The sequence below is a fragment of the Nocardia cyriacigeorgica GUH-2 genome (genome assembly GCF_000284035.1).
GTDB classification, from domain to species: domain Bacteria; phylum Actinomycetota; class Actinomycetes; order Mycobacteriales; family Mycobacteriaceae; genus Nocardia; species Nocardia cyriacigeorgica_B.
Map to the genome: position 1 here is coordinate 1413085 of NC_016887.1, position 19644 is coordinate 1432728.

General features: G+C 68.6%; 14 protein-coding genes and 2 tRNA genes. 4 read left to right on the plus strand and 12 right to left on the minus strand.

Features of this window, described 5'->3' with window-relative positions:
• Nucleotides 1-12 precede the first annotated feature (12 nt).
• Both NOCYR_RS06425 and NOCYR_RS06430 read right to left on the minus strand, forming a co-directional pair.
• Nucleotides 13-633, minus strand: coding sequence for a transglycosylase SLT domain-containing protein (locus NOCYR_RS06425; protein ID WP_014349546.1), 621 nt, complete (start codon nucleotides 631-633; stop codon nucleotides 13-15).
• A gap of 552 nt (nucleotides 634-1185) precedes the next feature.
• Nucleotides 1186-1258, minus strand: a tRNA-Lys gene (locus NOCYR_RS06430).
• Nucleotides 1259-1568: 310 nt separating this feature from the next.
• On the opposite strand from NOCYR_RS06430, the gene NOCYR_RS06435 reads away from it, so the two are divergent.
• The gene (locus NOCYR_RS06435) at nucleotides 1569-2780 is read left to right on the plus strand and encodes a L,D-transpeptidase (RefSeq protein WP_052315489.1); all 1212 of its coding nucleotides are present in this window, start codon (nucleotides 1569-1571) and stop codon (nucleotides 2778-2780) included.
• Between the two features lie 68 nt (nucleotides 2781-2848).
• Here NOCYR_RS06435 and NOCYR_RS06440 read toward each other — a convergent pair whose 3' ends face one another.
• The 7 genes from NOCYR_RS06440 to orn all read right to left on the minus strand — a co-directional run bounded on the left by NOCYR_RS06440 (nucleotide 2849) and on the right by orn (nucleotide 11092).
• Nucleotides 2849-3133: a hypothetical protein gene (locus tag NOCYR_RS06440; protein WP_048833046.1), complete on the minus strand. Its 285-nt coding sequence runs from the start codon at nucleotides 3131-3133 to the stop codon at nucleotides 2849-2851.
• A 180-nt stretch (nucleotides 3134-3313) separates the two neighbouring features.
• Nucleotides 3314-4804, minus strand: a complete 1491-nt coding sequence (locus NOCYR_RS06445) for an amino acid permease (protein ID WP_014349548.1) — start codon at nucleotides 4802-4804, stop codon at nucleotides 3314-3316.
• A 32-nt stretch (nucleotides 4805-4836) separates the two neighbouring features.
• Nucleotides 4837-5916, minus strand: coding sequence for a Glu/Leu/Phe/Val family dehydrogenase (locus NOCYR_RS06450; RefSeq protein ID WP_014349549.1), 1080 nt, complete (start codon nucleotides 5914-5916; stop codon nucleotides 4837-4839).
• A gap of 183 nt (nucleotides 5917-6099) precedes the next feature.
• On the minus strand, nucleotides 6100-9573 hold the full coding sequence (locus tag NOCYR_RS06455; protein ID WP_014349550.1) for an indolepyruvate ferredoxin oxidoreductase family protein: 3474 nt from the start codon (nucleotides 9571-9573) through the stop codon (nucleotides 6100-6102).
• Between the two features lie 197 nt (nucleotides 9574-9770).
• Nucleotides 9771-10256 (minus strand): Lrp/AsnC family transcriptional regulator, encoded by a 486-nt coding sequence (locus tag NOCYR_RS06460; RefSeq protein WP_014349551.1) that lies wholly within the window; start codon nucleotides 10254-10256, stop codon nucleotides 9771-9773.
• 63 nt (nucleotides 10257-10319) lie between these two features.
• A tRNA-His gene (locus NOCYR_RS06465) sits at nucleotides 10320-10395 on the minus strand.
• 55 nt (nucleotides 10396-10450) lie between these two features.
• Entirely contained in the window at nucleotides 10451-11092 is a 642-nt protein-coding gene (gene orn, locus NOCYR_RS06470) for an oligoribonuclease (RefSeq protein WP_048833050.1), read from the minus strand.
• Between the two features lie 265 nt (nucleotides 11093-11357).
• Here orn and NOCYR_RS06475 point away from each other — a divergent pair, with 265 nt between their 5' ends.
• Together NOCYR_RS06475 and NOCYR_RS06480 are read left to right on the plus strand one after the other, a co-directional pair.
• Nucleotides 11358-13148 carry a helicase HerA-like domain-containing protein gene (locus tag NOCYR_RS06475; RefSeq protein WP_014349553.1) on the plus strand — a complete coding sequence of 597 codons (1791 nt, stop codon included), beginning with the start codon at nucleotides 11358-11360 and terminating at the stop codon, nucleotides 13146-13148.
• Nucleotides 13149-13255: 107 nt separating this feature from the next.
• The gene (locus NOCYR_RS06480; RefSeq protein WP_014349554.1) at nucleotides 13256-14224 is read left to right on the plus strand and encodes a hypothetical protein; all 969 of its coding nucleotides are present in this window, start codon (nucleotides 13256-13258) and stop codon (nucleotides 14222-14224) included.
• Between the two features lie 174 nt (nucleotides 14225-14398).
• On the opposite strand, the gene cmrA is transcribed toward NOCYR_RS06480, so the two are convergent.
• From cmrA to NOCYR_RS06495, 3 genes are all read right to left on the minus strand, one after another.
• Nucleotides 14399-15202: a mycolate reductase gene (gene cmrA / locus NOCYR_RS06485; protein ID WP_014349555.1), complete on the minus strand. Its 804-nt coding sequence runs from the start codon at nucleotides 15200-15202 to the stop codon at nucleotides 14399-14401.
• A 228-nt stretch (nucleotides 15203-15430) separates the two neighbouring features.
• Nucleotides 15431-17467, minus strand: a complete 2037-nt coding sequence (locus NOCYR_RS06490) for an NADPH-dependent 2,4-dienoyl-CoA reductase (RefSeq protein WP_014349556.1) — start codon at nucleotides 17465-17467, stop codon at nucleotides 15431-15433.
• A 21-nt stretch (nucleotides 17468-17488) separates the two neighbouring features.
• Complete coding sequence (locus tag NOCYR_RS06495; RefSeq protein WP_014349557.1) at nucleotides 17489-18061, minus strand: PadR family transcriptional regulator; 573 nt, start codon at nucleotides 18059-18061, stop codon at nucleotides 17489-17491.
• A gap of 199 nt (nucleotides 18062-18260) precedes the next feature.
• On the opposite strand from NOCYR_RS06495, the gene NOCYR_RS06500 reads away from it, so the two are divergent.
• On the plus strand, nucleotides 18261-19607 hold the full coding sequence (locus NOCYR_RS06500; RefSeq protein WP_014349558.1) for an MFS transporter: 1347 nt from the start codon (nucleotides 18261-18263) through the stop codon (nucleotides 19605-19607).
• The last annotated feature ends 37 nt before the right edge of the window (nucleotides 19608-19644 follow it).

Here is a 19644-nt window from a genome sequence, read left to right on the forward strand (position 1 = left end):
GCCGGATTCGGGTCAGTACGCGCTGTTGACGTTGTCCATCGAGCCGTAGCGGTGGGCCGCGTAGTTGCAGGCGGCCACGATGTTGGACACCGGGTTCCAGATGTCGAACGGGGTGCCTTCGACGTGGTAGGCGGCGAAGGTGGGGTCGATCACCTGGAGCAGGCCCTTGGACGGGATGCCCGCGGCGGCGTTGGAGTCCCACAGGTTGATCGCCTGGGGGTTGCCGGTGGACTCGCGCATGATGTTGCGCATGATGCCGTCGTAGGAGCCGGGGATGCCCTTGGCGGCCATGATGTCGAGGGCCTCGCGGATCCAGCCGTCGAGGTTGTTCGGGTACACCGGCGGCGCGGGCGCGGGTGCCGGAATCGGCTCCGGTGCGGGCGCGGGGGCCGGGGCGGGCGCAGGCGCGGGGATGGCCTCGGCCACCGGCTGATCGGCCGGCTTGTCGGCGACCGGCTGGGCCTGCGCGGGCTGCTGCTCGGAGACCATCGCGATGCGCTCCGGCACGCTGTCATCGGCGACCGATACCGCCGAGGATGCGGCGACGGCGACGATTCCGGCCGCGGCAACGGCGAAGGCGAATCCCTCACGCAGCGAGCGGCGGGGGATGTTGGAAAGGCGTCGGTCAGGCATGCGAAATCGGTTCCTTGATCGTTTCAGGTTTCGATCCGGCCACATCGGGGCAGCACGGATCCACGGCGGCGGCTCTCTGCGCGCACGCCGGAACAGGGCTGTGTGCTGTTGTTGTGGGGTTGTGTTGTGTGACGGGAACACTCAGCGGTTCCCGATCACCCGACGCGTGGATCTCAAGCGGTTGCCGGGAATTCCTGTCCCGGCCCGCCGCGTCGCGCGGAACTCCACTCGGGTGGAGCGTCGGCCCTTGCTTCGACCTGATTGCAGAATGGTCACGGAAGGTTAACGGAAGGTGAACAGATCCCTAAGCGGAGGCGATGTTGACCTTGAAACCCTCGAGTGAACGGCTTCGATCCCGGACCTATGCAGGGAGTTTGTCAATAAACCTCTTGTGCTTCAGTTCACACAAGTTTTCAACTTCTGGTCTGTTTTTCGGCCGGGAAAGTGACATTCCCGTGACCTTCGCGGTGTATTCGCGCGTGAGCGCGAACACAATCGCGGAAACGAGAAAGGCCCCGGCGTCGTGTGCCGCCGGGGCCTTTCTTGTTACTGTGCGCCATCAGGGACTCGAACCCCGAACCCGCTGATTAAGAGTCAGCTGCTCTGCCAATTGAGCTAATGGCGCGTGCTCCGTGTTCCGGTGCGGGACAGACATTAACAGGCCGTGGCACAGAAAGTGAAATCGATACCCCGGACAGGGGTGTGGCCTTCGTCGCTGTGCCCGTAACGGGTTGTGGTTCGAGGGGGATCTACCCGGTGAGACTCGCCGGGGCGAGCCGGTCATCACGTTGGGAACCGCCTGCCGGGCTGGCAGAATGTCAGGACGTGGTCTCGACCGGTCCCGCCCGGCGCGGTGGGTTGAGCTCGGTGGGTAGTCGGTGGGATCCGAAGCCGTCGGTGCGGGCTGTTGCACCGGGACTTGAAACGGGGTTGAGATGCGCATTGGTCGAGGTCGACATCGGTCGACGTGGAAACTCGCAGGACCGCTGGTCCTGCTCGCGGTCGTGGCGTTGGCATTGCCGTCGTGCTCGTCGTCGCAGGCGACGGACGCGTCGGTGCCCATCGACCGCAATCCCATCACCGAGTTGATCAAGCCGAAGCTGCTCGCGCCGGTCAAGGATGGCGATGTCGGTGTGTCGCCGGCCGCGCCGTTGACGTTCCAGGTCGAGGACGGCAAGTTCACCAACGTGTCGTTGCTCACGCCCGAGCAGCAGCCGGTCAGCGGCGCGCTCGCCGCCGACGGCCGCTCGTGGGCGACCACCGAACCGCTCGGTTACGGCCGCACCTATCAGTTGGTCGCGGAGGCGGTCGGGCTCGGCGGTGCGACCACCACCACGATGAGCTTCACCACCACCTCGCCGGACAACAAGACCAAGCCCTATCTCATCCCCGGTGAGGGCGAGGTCGTCGGTATCGGCCAGCCGGTGGCGATCCAGTTCGACGAGAACATCCCCGACCGCAAGGCCGCCCAGGAGGCCATCAAGATCACCACCGAGCCCGCGGTGGAGGGTGCCTTCTACTGGGTGAACAATCGCGAAGTGCGTTGGCGGCCGGAGCATTTCTGGGCGCCGGGCACCAAGGTCACCATCGACGTCAACGTCTACGGCAAGAACCTGGGTGACGGCCTCTACGGTGCCGATGACATCCATTCCTACTTCACCATCGGCGACGCGGTGATCTTCACCGCCGATGACGCCACCAAGCAGGTCACGGTCACCAGGAACGGCGAGGTGATCCGGACCATGCCGACCTCGATGGGTAAGGACAGCACGCCCACCGACAACGGCATCTACATCGTGGCCGACAAGCACCGCGAGATCATCATGGACTCCTCCACCTACGGTGTGGCGGTGAACTCGCCCGACGGGTATCGCACGCCGGTCGATTTCGCGACGCGGATCTCCTACAGCGGCATCTTCTTCCATTCCGCGCCGTGGTCGGTGGGGCAGCAGGGCTATTCGAACACCAGTCACGGCTGCCTGAATCTGAGCCCGGAGAACGCGCGCTGGGTATTCGAGAACGCCAAGCGCGGTGACATCACCATCGTCAAGAACACCGTCGGCGGCACGCTGTCAGGGGTAGACGGCCTCGGTGACTGGAATATCCCGTGGTCGGAGTGGAAGGCGGGCAACGCCGACGTCGGCTGAGCCGACCAGAAAATGCACGAGCGGGCGCCGGTGAATCCGGCGCCCGCTCGCTTCGTTTCTGGGTTCGATCAGGGCAGCATGCCGCACCCGAGGTGGGCGGTGCCCGCCATGGCCGCGGCACTGCCGGTGGCCGCGCACAGCAGTTTCTCGCCGCCGAGCAGCAGTCGATCGAGGTTGGGCAGCCCGGCCGAGCCGGTGCCCGAGGATCCGGTGGTGGCCAGACCGCCGGCCGAGCCGCTGCTGGCCGAACCGGAGTCGGGCATGTCCGGCAGCCCGACCCCCGCCGCGGCGGTCCCGGCGGATCCGGTGACGAGGGTGGCGCCGATGAAGGCTGCGATTACCGCGGAACGCATCAGGAGATGTTGTCTTTCTCGTCGAACGGGCGCGCCACGGTGGCTGCCCTCAGCGCAGTCTACGGACCCGTACTGAGATGCACCACACATTCGGACCACGATCGTTTCACACCTCACATCCGCGGGTCCGGACATGCGTGGGCCCCCGGTCCGCGGTGAACCGGGGGCCCGCGTCATCGCTTACTGCACCGGGGTGAGGCTCTTGTCCTCCGGCGCCGGCTCGCGGCGCAGCAACGAATGGGACCGGCTGTAGGTGAAGTAGACGACCGTGCCGAGGGCCATCCAGACCACGAACCGCAGCCAGGTCTCGATCGACAGATTGAGCATCAGCCACAGGCAGGCCAGCGCGGCCAGGATCGGCAGCACCGGCACGAACGGGACCCGGAAACCGCGCGGCAGATCCGGGCGGGTGCGGCGCAGGATCAGCACGCCCACCGACACCAGCACGAAGGCGACCAGGGTGCCGATATTGACCATCTCCTCGAGCGTGCCGAAGTCGACGAACCCGGCCAGCAGCGCGCAGACCACGCCGACGAGGACGGTCAACCGCACCGGCGTGCCCTTGCGACCGGTCTGGGCCAGGCTGCGCGGCAGCAGCCCGTCGCGCGACATGGCGAACAGCACCCGGGTCTGGCCCAGATACATCACCATGACCACCGTCGAGAGCCCGGCCAGCGCGCCGATGGCGATGATGTTCTTCACCCACGTGGCCCCGTTGAGGGCGAAAGCCGTTGCCAGGGTGGCATTCCCGTCGGCGAGCTGGGTGTAGGAGACCATGCCGGTGAGCACCAGCGACACCGCGACGTAGAGCACGGTCACGATGGCCAGCGAACCGAAGATGCCGCGCGGGACATCACGCTGCGGATTGCGGGTCTCCTCGGCCGTGGTGGCGACGACGTCGAAACCGATGAAGGCGAAGAACACCAGGCTGGCCGCGGCCAGCAGGCCGTACCAGCCGTAGCTGGTGCCGCCGGAGCCGGTGAGGAAGGCGAACAGCGACTGGCGCACGCCCTCGGCCTTCTCCGAAGGTTCCGACGGTGGCACGTACGGCGTTCGGTTGGACGGCTTGAAGTAGGTCGCGCCCACCACCAGCACCAGGGCGATCACGCCGAGCTTGATCGCCACGGCGATGGCCGAGACCCGCGAGGACAGCTTGGTCCCGGTGGCCAGCAGCACGCCGACGATCGCGATGATCAGCACCGCGCCCCAGTCGAAGTGCACCGATCCGATCTGCACCACCGGTGCGCTGGACCCGAGCACTTCGCCGAGGTACTGCGACCAGCCCTTGGCCACCACCGAGACCGCCAGCGCGAATTCCAGGATCAGGTCCCAGCCGATGATCCAGGCGATGACCTCGCCGAAGGTCGCGTAGGCGTAGGTGTAGGCGCTGCCGGCCACCGGAACCGTCGAGGCGAATTCGGCGTAGCACAGCGCCGTCAGCCCGCACGCGATCGCCGCAAAGACGAACGCGAGCGAGACCGAGGGCCCGGCCACCGTGCCCGCCGTGCGCGCGGTGAGGGTGAAGATGCCGGCGCCGATGACGACCGCCACACCGAAGATGGTGAGGTCCTTGGCCGTCAGGTCCTTGCGCAGTTTCGAATCCGGTTCGTCGGTATCCCGGATCGACTGTTCCACCGATTTGGTGCGGAACATTCCGCTCGCGATCGCCATTGCAGGTCTCCTCTCTGAGTCCGCCGGCGCCGTCAGAGCGACCGCGGGATGGCGTCGAGGCGGCGTTCGGCGAACCGGTTGGCGGCCGCGCCGGTGCCGATGCCCTCGGCCCGGGCGGTGGCGATGATGTCGCGGCACCGGTCGAAAATGCCCGCTACCTCGAACTCCACCTCGGCCGGTGCGGCGGCCCGCAGCTCGCCGGCGACCTGGATGAGCCCGCCGGCGTTGGCGACGAAATCGGGCACCCAGGTGATACCGCGCTCGGCGAGCAGCTCTTCCACGCCCGGCTCGGCCAGCTGATTGTTGGCGGCGCCGCAGATGAGCTTCGCTTCGATATCGGCGGCGCTGGTGGGCGTCAGGGTGGCGCCGAGGGCGCAGGGTGCGTAGACGTCGACGGGTGCGGTCGAGACCGCGCCGAGCAGCCGCACCGCGGGGTGCTCGTCCGCGACCCGCTGCATGGCCGCCTGGTTCACATCGGCGACGCAGACCTCCGCGCCGTCGGCGAGCAGCAGCGCGATGAGTTCGCGCCCGACCTTGCCCGCACCCTCGACGCCGACCGTGCGGCCCGCGAGGGTCGGTGCGCCCCAGACGGATTCGGCGCCGGCGCGCATCGAGTGGAAGACGCCGAGCGCGGTCAGCCGGGCGCTGTCGCCGGAGCCGCCGGCCGCGACGCTGCGTCCGGTGACGTGGCGGGTGTGGCGGCCGATGACGTCGAGATCGTCGGTGTTGGTCCCGACATCGCCCGCGGTGATGTAGCGCCCGCCGAGGGTGTCGACGAACCGCGCGTAGGCCGCCAGCAGCGCCTCGCTCTTGTCGGTGGCCGGGTCGCCGATGATGACGGCCTTACCGCCGCCCAGGTGCACACCGGCAGCCGCCGCCTTGTAGGTCATGCCCCACGACAGCCGCAGCACGTCCTGCAACGCCGCGGATTCGTCGGCGTACGGGTAGAAGCGGGTGCCGCCGAGGGCGGGGCCGAGCGCGGTCGAATGGATCGCGATGATCGCCTTCAGGCCGGTATTGTCGTCCTCGCAGAACACCACCTGCTCGTGGCGGCGGGCGCTGAGCTCATGCGAGCGGCCGAAGACTCCTGCATCGGTGTGCAGAACTGTCACTGTCGATTCCTTTCCTGGGCGCCGGGCAGCGGTGCCGGTGGGCTGGGAGCTGCCGCGGCTGGGTGGTTCGCCGCGGGTGTGCGGCGGATTTCTGTTGTCGCTGTGTTGTGAGCGGCCGGTAGCCGTGGCTTCCCGCACCGTGTGCGGCACAGGGCCCGTGCGGGTTTCGCGCGGTAGGCCGGCTCAGTGCTCGATGCCGAGTTCGCGCAGTCCGGCCCAGTACAGCTCGACGTTGCCGAGCTTCACGTCCTCATATCCGCGGACGACATCGGGCAGTTCGGCGGCCTTCGTCGCGGTGTCGTAGGACTCGCCGGTCAAGCCGTCGGCGAGGCGGCACACCATATCGGTGTAGTGGGCGAGCAACCGGCGCTCGACCTTGCGGACGTGCGCGTAGCCGAACGGATCGAACTTGGTGCCGCGCAGTACCTTGCCCTTGGCCAGCACCTTGAGCACCCCATGCGATTTCGGTCCGAACCCGATCTTCTTGCGCCGTCCCATGGCCCGCAGCACCGGCGGATGCAGCTTGTAGGTGAGTTTGTCCCCGCCCGGCACCTGGGCCTGCACCTCGGCCAGGAACGCCGGGTCCACCAGCAACCGCGCCACCTCGTACTCGTCCTTGTAGGCGGTGAACTTATAGAGCCCGCGCGCCACGGCCGCGCTGAAGTCGGTGCGCTCGGTGACCGCGCGCTCGGCCGACCACACGCGCTCCACGGTCGCAACGTATCGCCGCGCCACAGTGGCGTTCTGGTAGCCGACCAGTTCGGCCGCGCGCCGCTCGACGAGCCGTCGCACCTCGCCGTCGATCGTGGTGTGCGCCAGCAGATCCGCCGGGACCGGCGGCGGGGTGCGCCGCGGCTGCCCCTCATGTACAGCCGCGGCGAACGCCGCCGGATCGGCGATGGCGGCGCGACCCCATCGGAAGGCGGCGATATTGCTGTCCACCGCCACACCGTTGATCCCGATGGCCTCTTCGATCGCCGCGGCAGGCAGCCGCAGACCACCGCTCTGCACGGCCGCACCGACGATCAGGAAATTGGCCGCCGCGGTATTGCCGAACAGTGTCTGGGCGGCGGCCAGCGCGTCGAAGTGCCGCAGCGAGTGCGATACCGCGTCCAGCCGGTCGAGCAGCAGGCCGGTGCCGGGGTAGCCGACCGACTTGTCGTAGACCATGTCGCCGGTCGGGGTCTGGCTGGTCGAGGCGACCGCGATGGTGCTCGCCGCATCGCCGTACTGGAGGTAGCGCGGGTCGGTCGCGGTGAGCAGGTCGATGGCCATGATGCAGTCGGCGCTGCCCGGGGTGAGCCGGTTGGACGGTTCCAGCGCCGAAGCGGAGAACCGCAGATGCGACACGACCGGGCCGGCCTTCTGGCTCAAACCGATCTGATCGAGGCTTTCCACCTCGTAGCCCGCGCGCAGGGCCGCGGTCGCGAGCACCTGGTTCACGGTGACGATTCCGGTGCCGCCGATGCCGGCGATTAGCACGTTCTGCGTGCCCGACGGCGCGCCGAGACCCGGATCGGGCACCGCGGGCGGCTCGGCGGCCTTCGGCGCTTTCCGGCTCTTCTTCTGTGGTGTGAGCTCGACGGTCACGAACGACGGGCAGTCGCCGTCCAGGCAGCTGTAATCGGTATTGCAGGAGGTCTGATCGATGCGGGTCTTGCGGCCGAACTCGGTCTCCACCGGCTGCACCGACAGGCAGTTGGACTTGGTGCCGCAATCGCCGCAACCCTCGCAGACCGCCTCGTTGATCACCACGCGGGTGTTGCGCACCGGCAGCGCACCGCGTTTGCGCTGCCTGCGGGCATCGGCGGCGCAGTGCTGGTCGTAGATCAGCACCGTGACGCCCTTGATCTCGCGCAGCATTTTCTGCGCCTCGTCGAGCCGGTCGCGATGCCACAGCAGCGTGCCCTTGGCCAGGTCCTTCTTCTTGTGCCGCTGCGGCTCGTCGGCGCAGATGATGATCTTCTTGACGCCCTCCACGGTCAGTTTGTGGGTCAGCTGCGCGACGGTCAGGATGCCCTCGACGTCCTGGGCGCCGGTCATCGCGACGACCTCGTTGTAGAGCAGCTTGTAGGTGATGTTCACCCCGGCCGCCACACACGCCTGCACGGCGAGCTGGCCGGAGTGGAAGAAGGTGCCGTCGCCGATGTTCTGGAACAGATGCGGCACGTCGGTGAACGGCGCCTGGCCGATCCACTGGCTGCCCTCACCACCCATCTGGGTCAATCCGGTGACGGCGCTGTCGCTGCGGCCGGACATGGTGACCAGGGTGTGGCAGCCGATGCCGCCGCCACCGATCGAGCCCTCGGGCAGCGCGGTGGAGCGATTGTGCGGGCAGCCGCTACAGAAGTACGGCGTCCGCTTGGCGGAGAGCACTTCCAGCGAAAGCGGCGGCGGCGCGGCCCTTTTCAGCTCGACCCGATCGCGCAGCACCCGGCGCAGCGGGCCGAGCAGGCGGCCCGCGGTGAGCTCACCGTCGACCGGCATGAGCCGGGCACCGCGCTCGTCCTGCTTGCCCAGGATCCGCGGGGCATCCGCGGTGCCGTAGAGGATTTCGCGGATCTGCGTCTCGATGAACGCCGTCTTGTCCTCGACCACCACCAGTTGGTCGAGGCCACGCGCGAACTCGGTGACCACGCCCGCCCCGATCGGGTAGGGCATACCGATCCGCAGCAGCCGGATACCGGCGCGGTGCATGGCGGCCTCGTCGACGCCGAGGTCCAGCAGCGCCTGGCGGACCGCGTCGAAGGTGGTGCCGGTCGCGGCGATGCCGATCCGGGCGTCGGCCGGATTCACCTCGATGACGTCGAGATCATTGGCCGCGCCATAGGCCCGGACCATCGCCCAGCGCGGGCCGTACAGATCGGCCTCGGCCAGCACGCTGTCGGTCGGGGCCGCCATCGGCCGCTGCCGGTAGGTGAAAGGCTTGCCCTCCCAGCGCACCTCGGGCACGACGATCGGCCGGTCGGCGACCGAGGCGTCCACCGTCCAGGCGCCGTCGGCGACGTCGGCCACGATCTTCATCGCCACGACACAACCCGAGGCCCGCGACAGCGCCACGCCCTGCATGCCCATGGTGATGATTTCCTCGGCATTGCGCGGGAACAGCACCGGCACGCCCAGCGCGGCCAGCGAGCGCTCGCTCACCGCGGGCACCGTCGAGGATTTCGAGGCCGGATCGTCGCCCACCAGCAGCAGCACGCCACCGCGCGGGTTGACCCCGTACATATTGGCGTGCCGGATGGCGTCGGTGGCGCGGTCCACGCCCGGTCCCTTGCCGTACCAGACCCCGACGACGCCGTCATGGGTCGCACGGCCCGCGGGCAGGTCCGCCTGGCTGCCCCACACCGAGGTCGCGGCCAGCTCTTCGTTGAGCCCGGGCACGAAGGTGATGTCGTGTTCGGCGAGCACCTCCGGCATGCCGGACAGCATCTTGTCCACCCCGCCCAGCGGGCTGCCCTGATAACCGGAGACGAACGTCGCGACCCGGCGCCCGGCCCGGATATCGCGCACATGCTGTTCGACCAGCAGCCGCGCGATGGCCTGGACGCCGGTGAGCAGGACCGGGCCGGCCCCGGAGCGGTAGCGGTCGGCGAGGTCGTACGGCGCGGTCGGCTCGGCCTGCGGCACACAGGTCGGACAGGCAACGGTCGTCATGACACCTCACCACTCTTTCCACAACCCAGATCGTGAGCTGCAAACGAAGGGACTTGCGTTCGGTGCAGCGAAATGTGCCGTGGATGGGTGATCTGTGTCAACAGTCGGCAGAAAGGTTGATCAATCTGCTCAAAAGTGATCTGGAGCACTCCGGCGTGTGCGTCAGTCTGCTCGAGCCGGGGGAGATCTGGGTCACATCAGGACGTGGGCGGGTTCTCGGTCAGGTGCTCGACGATCGGCAGGCACCGGTACTGGATCGGGGTGGCCAGCGCGAGCATGGTCTCGGTGTGTTTGACGCCAGGGATGGCATGCACCCGCTGGATGATCTCGAGCAGGTCCTGCTGGGTGCGGGCGGCGATGCGCACCAGCAGGTCGGCCCGTCCGGTCGTCGCGTGCACCTCGAGCACATGCGGGAAGGCACGCAACGCCTCGACGATGGCGTCCATCTTGTTCTGGTCGAGTTCGATGCCAAGGAACGCGTGCACGGCGAACCCGACGGCCTGTAAGTCCACGTCGGGCGGGTATCCGCGCACCGCGCCGGAGGATTCGAGCCGCTTCATCCTGGCCTGGACGGTGTTGCGGGCAATGCCCAGCCGCTGAGCGAGTTCGAGAATCGGCGCGCGCGGATCGGCCGCCAGCTCGGCCAGCAGCGCGGAGTCGAGGGCATCGATCTTGATGGCCATGACGCATTCTCGCACGGTGAAAAAAGTTCGGGCCCGGGAGAATTCTCCCGGGCCCGAACCTCGTGGGGTGAGTGACGGGACTCGAACCCGCGACAGCCAGGATCACAACCTGGTGCTCTACCAACTGAACTACACTCACCATCGCCGGTGCGATACCGGCGCGGTCGATAGTAGCGCGTCAACCCCTCTTGGAGCTAATCGGTTACCGGCGCGTCGCTGACCTGGGGGTTTTCCTGCTCACCCATGACCTCGGCGGCCACCGCGGCGATCTCCGCGGTCGACGGGCCGGGCGCGGGCACGAACGCGGTGCGGCGGTAGTACTCGAGCTCGCGGATGGATTCCTTGATATCGGCCAGCGCGCGATGGGTCAGGCCCTTCTCCGGCTGGCCGAAGTAGATCCTCGGGTACCAGCGCCTGCACAGCTCCTTGATCGAGCTGACGTCGATCATCCGGTAGTGCAGGTGGCTGTCGAGGGCGGGCATATCGCGCGCGATGAAGGCGCGGTCGGTGGCGATCGAGTTGCCGGCCAGCGGCACCGTGCCGGGGGTGGGGGCGAACTGGCGGATGTAGTCGAGCACCTGCTGCTCGGCCTCTTCCAGGGTGACCGCGGAGCGGCGCACCTCATCGGTGAGGCCGGAGCGGGCGTGCATGTCGGCGACCACCGGCGGCATGGCGGCCAAGGCCTCGTCATCGGCGTGGATGACGATGTCGACGCCGTCGCCGAGGATATTGAGGTCGCTGTCGGTCACGAGTGCGGCCACCTCGATCAGCTTGTCGCTGTCCAGGCGCAGCCCGGTCATCTCGCAATCCATCCACACCACTAATTTGTCGGACACTCGCCATACCCTAGTCAGCGCGGAACCGGGCGTGTCCGATTACCTCACTTCGCCTGTGCGCGCCGGATCCGGCGATACGCTGTTGGCCAAGCACGTCGGCCCGGCTCGCCCGCGACGACGTGCCGCTCGGAAGTCCGGTTAGGCGTTCGATACTGCGGGAAAGCCGCAGGCGAAGTACCCGCCCTCGCGGAGCTCCCGGAGTCGCGGTCGGCACCGCCGCGAGCCTCCGCCGGCGGGTGTTCGGCTCGACACAGGAGGACCTGCGATGACCAGCCCACAGGAGAAGGCCGCGGCCGCGCGAAAGGCAGCCGAGGAAGCCGCGCGCGTGGCAGCGGAGGCGGCGGCCGCGGCGGAGGCCGCCGAAGCCGAAGCGGCCGCGGCCGAGTCGGGCGGTTCCGGGGGTGCCACGGCCGAGTCGGATACCGCGACAGCCGGATCCGATGGTGGCGGCGGTGCGTCGGGTGAGGCGGCTGGATCAGCTGCCGAGCCCGGCACTACGGCAGTCGACTCCGGCGGCACGGCGACCAGCGGCGGCTCGCCGGCCGCGCAGGAGATCGCCGCCGGATACGCGGTCGAGGGCGTGGCGCTCGAACTGGGCACCGTGATCGTCGACGGCACGGTCGATCCGTCTGCCCGGGTGCGGATTCCGTTGCGCACGATGAACCGGCACGGGCTGGTGGCCGGCGCGACCGGCACCGGTAAGACGAAAACGTTGCAGGGCATCGCCGAACAGCTGTCCCGGGCGGGCGTGCCGGTGGTGCTGGCCGATGTGAAGGGCGATCTGTCGGGCCTGTCGCGGCCGGGGGAGCAGAACGAGAAGCTGGCGCAGCGCGCGGTCGAGACCGCCGCCACCGACTGGGCGCCGACCGGATTCCCGACCGAATTCGTCTCCCTCGGCACCGGCGGTCTCGGGGTGCCGATCCGCGCGACCATCACCTCGTTCGGCCCGATCCTGCTCAGCAAGGTGCTCGGGCTCAACGAAACCCAGGAGTCCACCCTCGGGCTGATCTTCCACTGGGCCGACAAACAAGGCCTCGGCCTGCTCGACCTGAAGGATCTGCGCGCGGTGATCCAGCACCTCACCAGTCCGGAAGGGAAGGCGGATCTGCAAGGCATCGGCGGGGTTTCGGCCTCGACGGCCGGGGTGATCCTGCGGGCGCTGGTGAACCTGGAGGCCGACGGCGGCGACACCTTCTTCGGCGAGCCCGAACTCGACCCCGCCGACCTGCTGCGCACCGAGGGCGATCAGGGCGTGATCACGCTGTTCGAACTCGGCGCGCAGGCCGCGCGCCCGGCGATGTTCTCCACCTTCCTGATGTGGGTGCTCGCCGATCTGTTCCAGACCTTGCCCGAGGTCGGTGACGTGGACAAACCCGAGCTCGTCTTCATCTTCGACGAGGCGCATCTGCTGTTCGCCGACGCGTCGAAGGCCTTCCTGGATCAGGTGGAACAGACCGTCAAGCTGATCCGCTCCAAGGGCGTGGGTGTGTTCTTCTGCACCCAGTTGCCCACCGATATCCCGAACGCGGTGCTGTCGCAGCTGGGCGCACGCGTGCAGCACGCACTGCGCGCGTTCACCCCCGACGATCAGAAGGCGCTGTCGAAGACGGTGCGCACCTACCCGAAGACCGACACCTACGACCTGGAGCAGGCCCTCACCTCCCTCGGTATCGGCGAGGCGATCGTGACGGTGCTGTCCGAGCGTGGCGCGCCGACGCCGGTGGCCTGGACCAGGATTCAGCCGCCGCGTTCGCTGATGGACACCATCGGCGCCGACGCCATCAAATCCCGCGCGCTGGCCAGCGCCCTGCACGGCAAATACGGCCAGACCGTCGACCGGGAATCGGCCTACGAGATGCTCGCCGCCAACGTCGCGGCGGCCGAACCGGAGGCCGAGCCGCAGCCGGTGCCCGGACGGTCGCCGAGCGCGGAGGAGGATTCGGCCGCCGAACGGATCATGAAGAATCCGGCGGTCAAGAGCTTCCTGCGCTCGGCGGCCACGGTCGCCGGACGCGAGATCACCCGCACCCTGTTCGGCACCCGGAAACGGCGCTGAGGGCCGGTCGCGACCGAGTAACCGCTGGTCGCCGGCCCATTTGCGCGGCGATTGCTCCTGCGGCAGACTCGTGAGCCCGGGACCGATTCGGGAGGACCGACGTGAGGATGTTCCGCGCGCTCGCGCTCACCGCCTTCGCGCTCATCCCTGTCGTCGGTTGCGGAGCCGAGGCGAACGAGGCGGCCGACCCGGCGCCGGCGTCACCGTTTCCGTCGCCGGTGATCCCCGCGCCACCGCCGCAGTTCTGGTCGACCCCCGCCACCACCCCGCAGCAGCACGCCACCGTCGCGCAGGCCACCCGGCAGATCGATGTGTGCTCGTTGCTGCCGCGCGATGTCCTCGACGATCTCGGCAGCGTGGACAGTGTCACGGTCGGGCTCGACTCGTGCCGCGCGATCCTCGGCGCCTCGGGTGCGACGGGCACGCTCACCTGGCACGCGACACTGCTACCCGAGCTGGCCCCGGGCCATGGCACCAACAAACACCTCGGTGACGTGAACGTACTGCTGGTGCCCGACCGCCCCGACGGGCCGCCCGGTTCCTGCGGCGCCACCGTCCGCTTCCCGGCCGGTGCCGCGTTCTATCTCGGCGCGACCACACCCGGACAGGACCCGTGCGCGGTTGCCGACCGGCTGCTGCCCGGCATGATCGACCGCTGGCGGCAGTCACCGCCGCAGGGCACCTCGCGCGACACCGAGCCCTCGGTACTGCTGGGCGCCGACCCGTGCGCGGTGCGCGCGAAGCTGCCCGGCACCACCGACACCGATCAGCGGCGGCTCACCCAATGCCTGTTCGGCTACCGCAACGAGACCGTCACCGTCAGCTACGAGTACCGCGATCCCGCCCACGTCGCGGCGAACAGCACGATGGAGCAGATCGGCGACCGTCCGGTGCACCGCTGGGCCTCGCTCTACGACAGCCGCATTCCCATCCTGACTGCCGTCGTCGGTCCCGAATTACCGCCCGGCAGTACGGTATTCGGCCCGCGTGTGCCGGTCGTCGAAGTCTCCGCTACCACCTATGAGGTGACCAGGGAAGTGATGGAGCAGGTGCTCGCCTTGTTCCCGTCGCGGTAATCGGCGCGCCACCGGAGCGCCCGGCGGCCGTATCGTCGCCGTAGCGCAGCACGTCAGCTCCGCGCGAGAGGGCTCTTTCTCCCAGCAGGTGCAGATGCGGGCGCACACGCTGGGGAGGCGGCACCCGTGCCGGGCAATTCACCGCCGACTCCGACCCCGTTCGGACCGCGGTGATCAGCCGCCGAGCTTCTTGTAGAACGCTCCCGCGACCGGCGCGGTGACCGCACGGGGCCCGTACTGCCCGGCCACGCTCATGCCCTTCGAGATCAGGCCCGGCACGATTCGCATCTTGTTGCGGGCCAGCGCGTCGATGGAGACCTTGGCGGTGTACTCGGAGGACACCCACATGAAGTCGGGGACCATGCGGTCGACGATGGAGGCTTCCGACGGATCGGGCGTCTCGGTGCGGACCGGGCCGGGCGCCAGCAGCGTCACATGGACGCCGGTGCCCTTCAGTTCGCCGCGCAGCGATTCGGAGAAGGTATTGGCGAAGGCCTTGCTCGCGGCGTAGGTGGCGTTGTTCGGGATCGGCATATTGCCGGCCGCCGAGCCGCTGATCAGGATGCCGCCCGCGCCGCGCTCGATCATGCCGGGCAGCACGGCCAGGCTCAGGTCGTGCACCGCGACGGCATTGAGTTCGAGCTGGTCGCGCTCATAGGCGGGATCGAGTTCGGCGACCGGGCCGAAGGTCGCGATGCCCGCGTTGTTGCACAGGATGGCGATATCGCGCGCCGACAGTTCCTCCACCAGCGGCGCCCGCTGCTCCCGGTCGGCCAGGTCGACCGCGCGCACCTCGGCGGTGATGCCGTGCGCGAGGGTCAGCCGGTGCGCCAGCTCTTCGAGAATGTCCCCGCGCCGGGCCACCAGGATCAGCGAGTACCCGCGCATGGCCAGCTCGGCGGCCAGCGCGGTTCCGATCCCGGACGACGCTCCGGTGACGACGGCACGGTTATCGGCAGTGGGGGAAGGCAAGCTCACGCCAAGAGCGTAAGCGACTCGGGCCGGCCACGTACCGCTGGCCGGATCGCAACCGCGGTGGGTGCTCGCCGCGATGTAGCGCCTCGAGTTGGCGGTGCCTGCCGCACGGAGGCCGGGCCCTCCTCGCGGCGATCCAGTGTCCGGAACCCAGCCGCATCGTCGCTCGGAGGTGGGTAAACACACTCGCCCGGCTGTGGCGCGGTATGTCGGCTCACCAGCCGGGCCGAGTCAGAGCCGGGCCGCCAGGCGGGTGCCCTGATCGATCGCGCGCTTGGCGTCGAGCTCGGCCGCGAGTTCGGCGCCGCCGATCAGGTGAAGGTTCACCCCCGCCGCGCGCAGCTCGTCTTCCAGGTCGCGCACCGATTCCTGACCGGCGCAGATGACGACGTTGTCGACCGGGATCAGCCGCGGCCGCTCGCGCTTCTCGCCGAAGCTGATGTGCAGCCCGTTGTCGTCGATGCGTTCGTAGTTGACCCCGCCGATCTGCTCGACGCCCTTGGCCTTCAGCGCCGCCCGGTGCACCCACCCGGAGGTCTTGCCCAGGCTCTTGCCGAACGAGCCCGACTTGCGTTGCAGCAGCACTACATCCCGGGCGGCGGGGGAGGGTACGGGGGTGGCGAGCTGTCCGCGCACCTGTTCGTCGACCGAGTCGACGCCCCACTCCTGCTTCCATTCGTCCAGTTTCAGCGTGGGATGGCCTTCGACGGTGAGGAATTCGCTGACGTCGTAGCCGATACCGCCGGCGCCGATCACCGCGACCCGCTTGCCGACCGGCTTCTCCTCCCGCACGAGCTCGGCGTAGGTGAGCACCATCGGATGGTCGATGCCGGGGATGTTCGGGATGCGCGGGCGCACGCCGGTGGCCAGCACCACCTCGTCGTAGCGGCCCTCGATGAGTTCGGTCGCGGTGGCGCGCTTGCCGAGGTGCAGGGTGACGCCGGTGAGTTCGATCTTGCGGGTGAAATACCGGATGGATTCGTCGAACTCTTCCTTGCCGGGGATGCGGCGAGCGATGTCGAACTGGCCGCCGATCTTGTCGTCGGCCTCGAACAGGTCCACCCGATGCCCCCGCTCGGCCAGGTTCACCGCCGCCGACAGCCCGGCAGGCCCGGCGCCGACCACCGCGATGCGCTTGCTGCGCCGGGTGGGCAGCAGCTTCAGCTCGGTTTCGTGCCCGGCGCGCGGGTTGAGCAGGCAGGACACAGTCTTGTGCTGGAAGGCGTGGTCGAGGCAGGCCTGATTGCAGGCGATGCAGGTGTTGATCTCGTCGACCCGGTTCTGCGCGGCCTTGTTCACCCACTCCGGATCCGACAGGAACGGGCGCGCCAGCGACACCAGCTGCGCGTCACCGCGGGTGAGGATCTCCTCGGCGATCTCGGGCATATTGATCCGGTTCGACGCGCACACCGGGATGTTCACCTTCGAGGTGATCTTGGCGGTGAATTCGACGAAGGCCGCGCGCGGCACCGAGGTCACGATCGTCGGCACGCGGGCCTCGTGCCAGCCGATATCGGTATTGAGGATGCTGACGCCCGCCGCTTCCAGTTCCTGTGCCAGCGCGACGATCTCGTCGAAGGTCTGCCCCTTCTCCACCAGCTCGGCCATCGACAGCCGGAACACGATGATGAAGTCCGCGCCCACGGCGGCGCGGGTACGGCGCACGATCTCGACGGGCAGCCGCCGCCGGTTCTCCGCGCTGCCACCCCATTTGTCGGTGCGCTTGTTGGTGCGCGGGGCGAGGAACTGGTTGATGAAATAGCCTTCACCACCCATGATCTCGACGCCGTCGTAGCCGGCGAGTTTCGCTAGCCGGGCGCAGCGGACGTAGTCGTCGATGGTCTGCTCGACGCCCTTGGCCGAGAGCTTGCGCGGCCGGAACGGGTTGATCGGCGCCTTGATCGAGGAGGCCGAAACGCTGCCGGGCATATAGGAGTACCGGCCCGCGTGCAGGATCTGCAAGGCGATCTTGGCGCCCTCGGCGTGCACCGCGCGGGTGATGGTGCGATGGCGGTAGGCCTCGGTCTTGTTGGTGAGTTTGGCACCGAAGGGCAGCAGCCAGCCGGTGCGGTTGGGGGCGTAGCCGCCGGTGATGATGAGCCCGACCCCGCCGCGCGCGCGTTCGGCGAAATAGGCGGCCAGGCGGTTGGTGTCCCAGGCTCGATCCTCGAGACCGGTGTGCATCGACCCCATGATCACGCGATTGCGCAGCGTGGTGTGGCCGAGGTCGAGGGGTTCGAACAGGTGGGGGTAGCTGGTCGATCGCACGATCGGGCTCGCTTTCTTACCTCAGTCCGCGCCCGGGGCTGACGGGCGCGATGGCGGAGTGTTCGGTCGCAGCGCTTGCAGGACCTCGTCGCACCATTCGGCGGACCCGAGCTCCTTGCGGATGCCCGCGCGGAGCACCAGGTACTGGTGCAGCCCGGCGCCGGTGAGCTGATCCGGCGCCGGGAAGTCTCGTTTTTCGATGAGCCGGTACAGCTCGAGCTGCCGCAGGTGTTCGTCGCGGCGCCGGGTGACCTCGGTGAGCAGCGCGTCCAGATCGCCGTAGGCGGCCGCGCGCACCTTGACGAAGAATTCACTGCGCTCGCGTTCGGGTTCGGTGGGTTCGGCGATCCAGCGCGCCAGTTCCGCGCGACCGGCCTCGCTCACCGAGTAGACCTTCTTGTCCGGCCTGCCCTCCTGGACCACCGATTCGCTGTGCAGCCAGCCGGATTCCTCCATGCGGCGCAGCACCCGATAGATCTGCTGATGGGTGGCGCTCCAGAAATAGCCGATCGACTTGTCGAACCGCCGGGCCAGTTCGTATCCGGAACCGGCGCGTTCGGTCAGTGAGACCAGCAGGGCATGCTCGAGAGCCATGCCACACAGGGTATCTGAGACCGCAAGTACTATGCAACTGGGTGCATAGCGAGAAATCGGGTGTCGTGCGGCCGGTATGGGCAGAGCCGATTGCTGCCGGCTCGTCGCGCCGTCCCGGCGGGGGTTACCGCCGGCATCGGAATCGCGCGGCGCGCCTGAAGCCGGGCTACCGCGGTCCCGCTCGAGTAGGGTTCGCGGTATGAGCGAGGTCGACGTGCGCGGTGCGGCCGGAACCGGGCGCGGCCAGGTGGTGGCGTGGGGGCTGTGGGACTGGGGATCGGCCGCTTTCAACGCCGTCATCTTGACCTTCGTGTTCTCGGTGTATCTGACCGACAGCGTGGGCGACGATCTGCCGGGCGGGATCTCGGCCAGCGCGTGGCTGGGCTGGGCGCTCGGTATCGCCGGGCTGGTGGTCGCGCTCACCGCGCCGATCAGCGGACAGCGCTTCGACGCGACGGCCAACCGCAAACGGTCCCTCGGCGTGCTCACCGCGCTGACGGTCGCCGCGATGGGCGCGATGTTCTTCGTCCACGACGACTACCGCGATCTGTGGCTGGGACTGGTGCTGCTCGGCTTCGGCTCGGCCTGTTTCGAGCTGGCCAACGTGCCCTACAACGCCATGCTGCGCCAGGTATCCACCCCGTCCACGGTGGGCCGGGTCTCCGGATTCGGCTGGGCCATGGGCTATTTCGGCGGCATCTTCCTGCTGCTGATCTGCTACCTCGGCTTCATTGCCGGCGACGGCGACCGGCGCGGGCTGTTCGGCATCCCCACCGATGACGGCCTCAATATCCGGCTGGTCGCGGTGCTGGCCGCGGTGTGGTTCGCGACGTTCGCGCTGCCGGTGTTGTTCGCCGTGCCCGAAGTGGTGCGCACCGGCGCCGACCCCGGCGCGGCGAGCGCCGGATTGCTCGGCTCCTACCGGGTGCTGTGGCGCGACCTGCGTGAGCTGTGGATCGACGACCGGCGCACCGTCGGATTCCTGTTGGCCAGCGCCATCTTCCGCGACGGCCTGGCGGGGGTGTTCACCTTCGGCGCGGTGCTGGCGGTCGGTGTGTACGGCTTCGCCGATGACGATGTGCTGCTGTTCGGCATCGCCGCCAATGTGGTCGCGGCGCTGGGCGCGGTCGTCGCGGGACGTTTCGACGACCGGGTCGGCCCGAAGCGGGTGATCGTGGTGTCGCTGGTGTCGATGCTGATCTGCGGCACCGCGCTGCTGGTGGTCTCCGGTCCGGTCATGTTCTGGGTGTTCGGCCTGCTGCTGACAGTGTTCGTCGGACCGGCCCAATCCTCGGCCCGCTCGTTCCTGGCCCGGCTCGCGCCCGCGGGACGGGAAGGCCAGCTGTTCGGCCTCTACACCACCACCGGCCGGGCGGTGTCGTTCCTGGCGCCGATGCTGTTCGGCTTCTTCGCCTGGGCCTTCGCCACCGACCGCGCGGGCATTGTGGGCCTGCTCGTGGTGCTCGCGCTCGGGCTACTCGCCCTGCTCGCCGTTCCCGGGCCGGACCCGGTGCGGGAATCCGCGGGTTTCGCCGAGGACAAATGACCCGGGCGGATGCCCGTCGAGAGGGCGCGTGCCGGGA

Bases quoted from the DNA above. Each gene is read 5' to 3' on its own strand.
- NOCYR_RS06425 (WP_014349546.1), bottom strand. From the start codon at position 633: ATGCCTGACCGACGCCTTTCCAACATCCCCCGCCGCTCGCTGCGTGAG.
- NOCYR_RS06435 (WP_052315489.1), top strand. From the start codon at position 1,569: ATGCGCATTGGTCGAGGTCGACATCGGTCGACGTGGAAACTCGCAGGA.
- NOCYR_RS06440 (WP_048833046.1), bottom strand. From the start codon at position 3,133: ATGCGTTCCGCGGTAATCGCAGCCTTCATCGGCGCCACCCTCGTCACC.
- NOCYR_RS06445 (WP_014349548.1), bottom strand. From the start codon at position 4,804: ATGGCGATCGCGAGCGGAATGTTCCGCACCAAATCGGTGGAACAGTCG.
- NOCYR_RS06455 (WP_014349550.1), bottom strand. From the start codon at position 9,573: ATGACGACCGTTGCCTGTCCGACCTGTGTGCCGCAGGCCGAGCCGACC.
- NOCYR_RS06460 (WP_014349551.1), bottom strand. From the start codon at position 10,256: ATGGCCATCAAGATCGATGCCCTCGACTCCGCGCTGCTGGCCGAGCTG.
- NOCYR_RS06475 (WP_014349553.1), top strand. From the start codon at position 11,358: ATGACCAGCCCACAGGAGAAGGCCGCGGCCGCGCGAAAGGCAGCCGAG.
- NOCYR_RS06480 (WP_014349554.1), top strand. From the start codon at position 13,256: ATGTTCCGCGCGCTCGCGCTCACCGCCTTCGCGCTCATCCCTGTCGTC.
- NOCYR_RS06495 (WP_014349557.1), bottom strand. From the start codon at position 18,061: ATGGCTCTCGAGCATGCCCTGCTGGTCTCACTGACCGAACGCGCCGGT.
- NOCYR_RS06500 (WP_014349558.1), top strand. From the start codon at position 18,261: ATGAGCGAGGTCGACGTGCGCGGTGCGGCCGGAACCGGGCGCGGCCAG.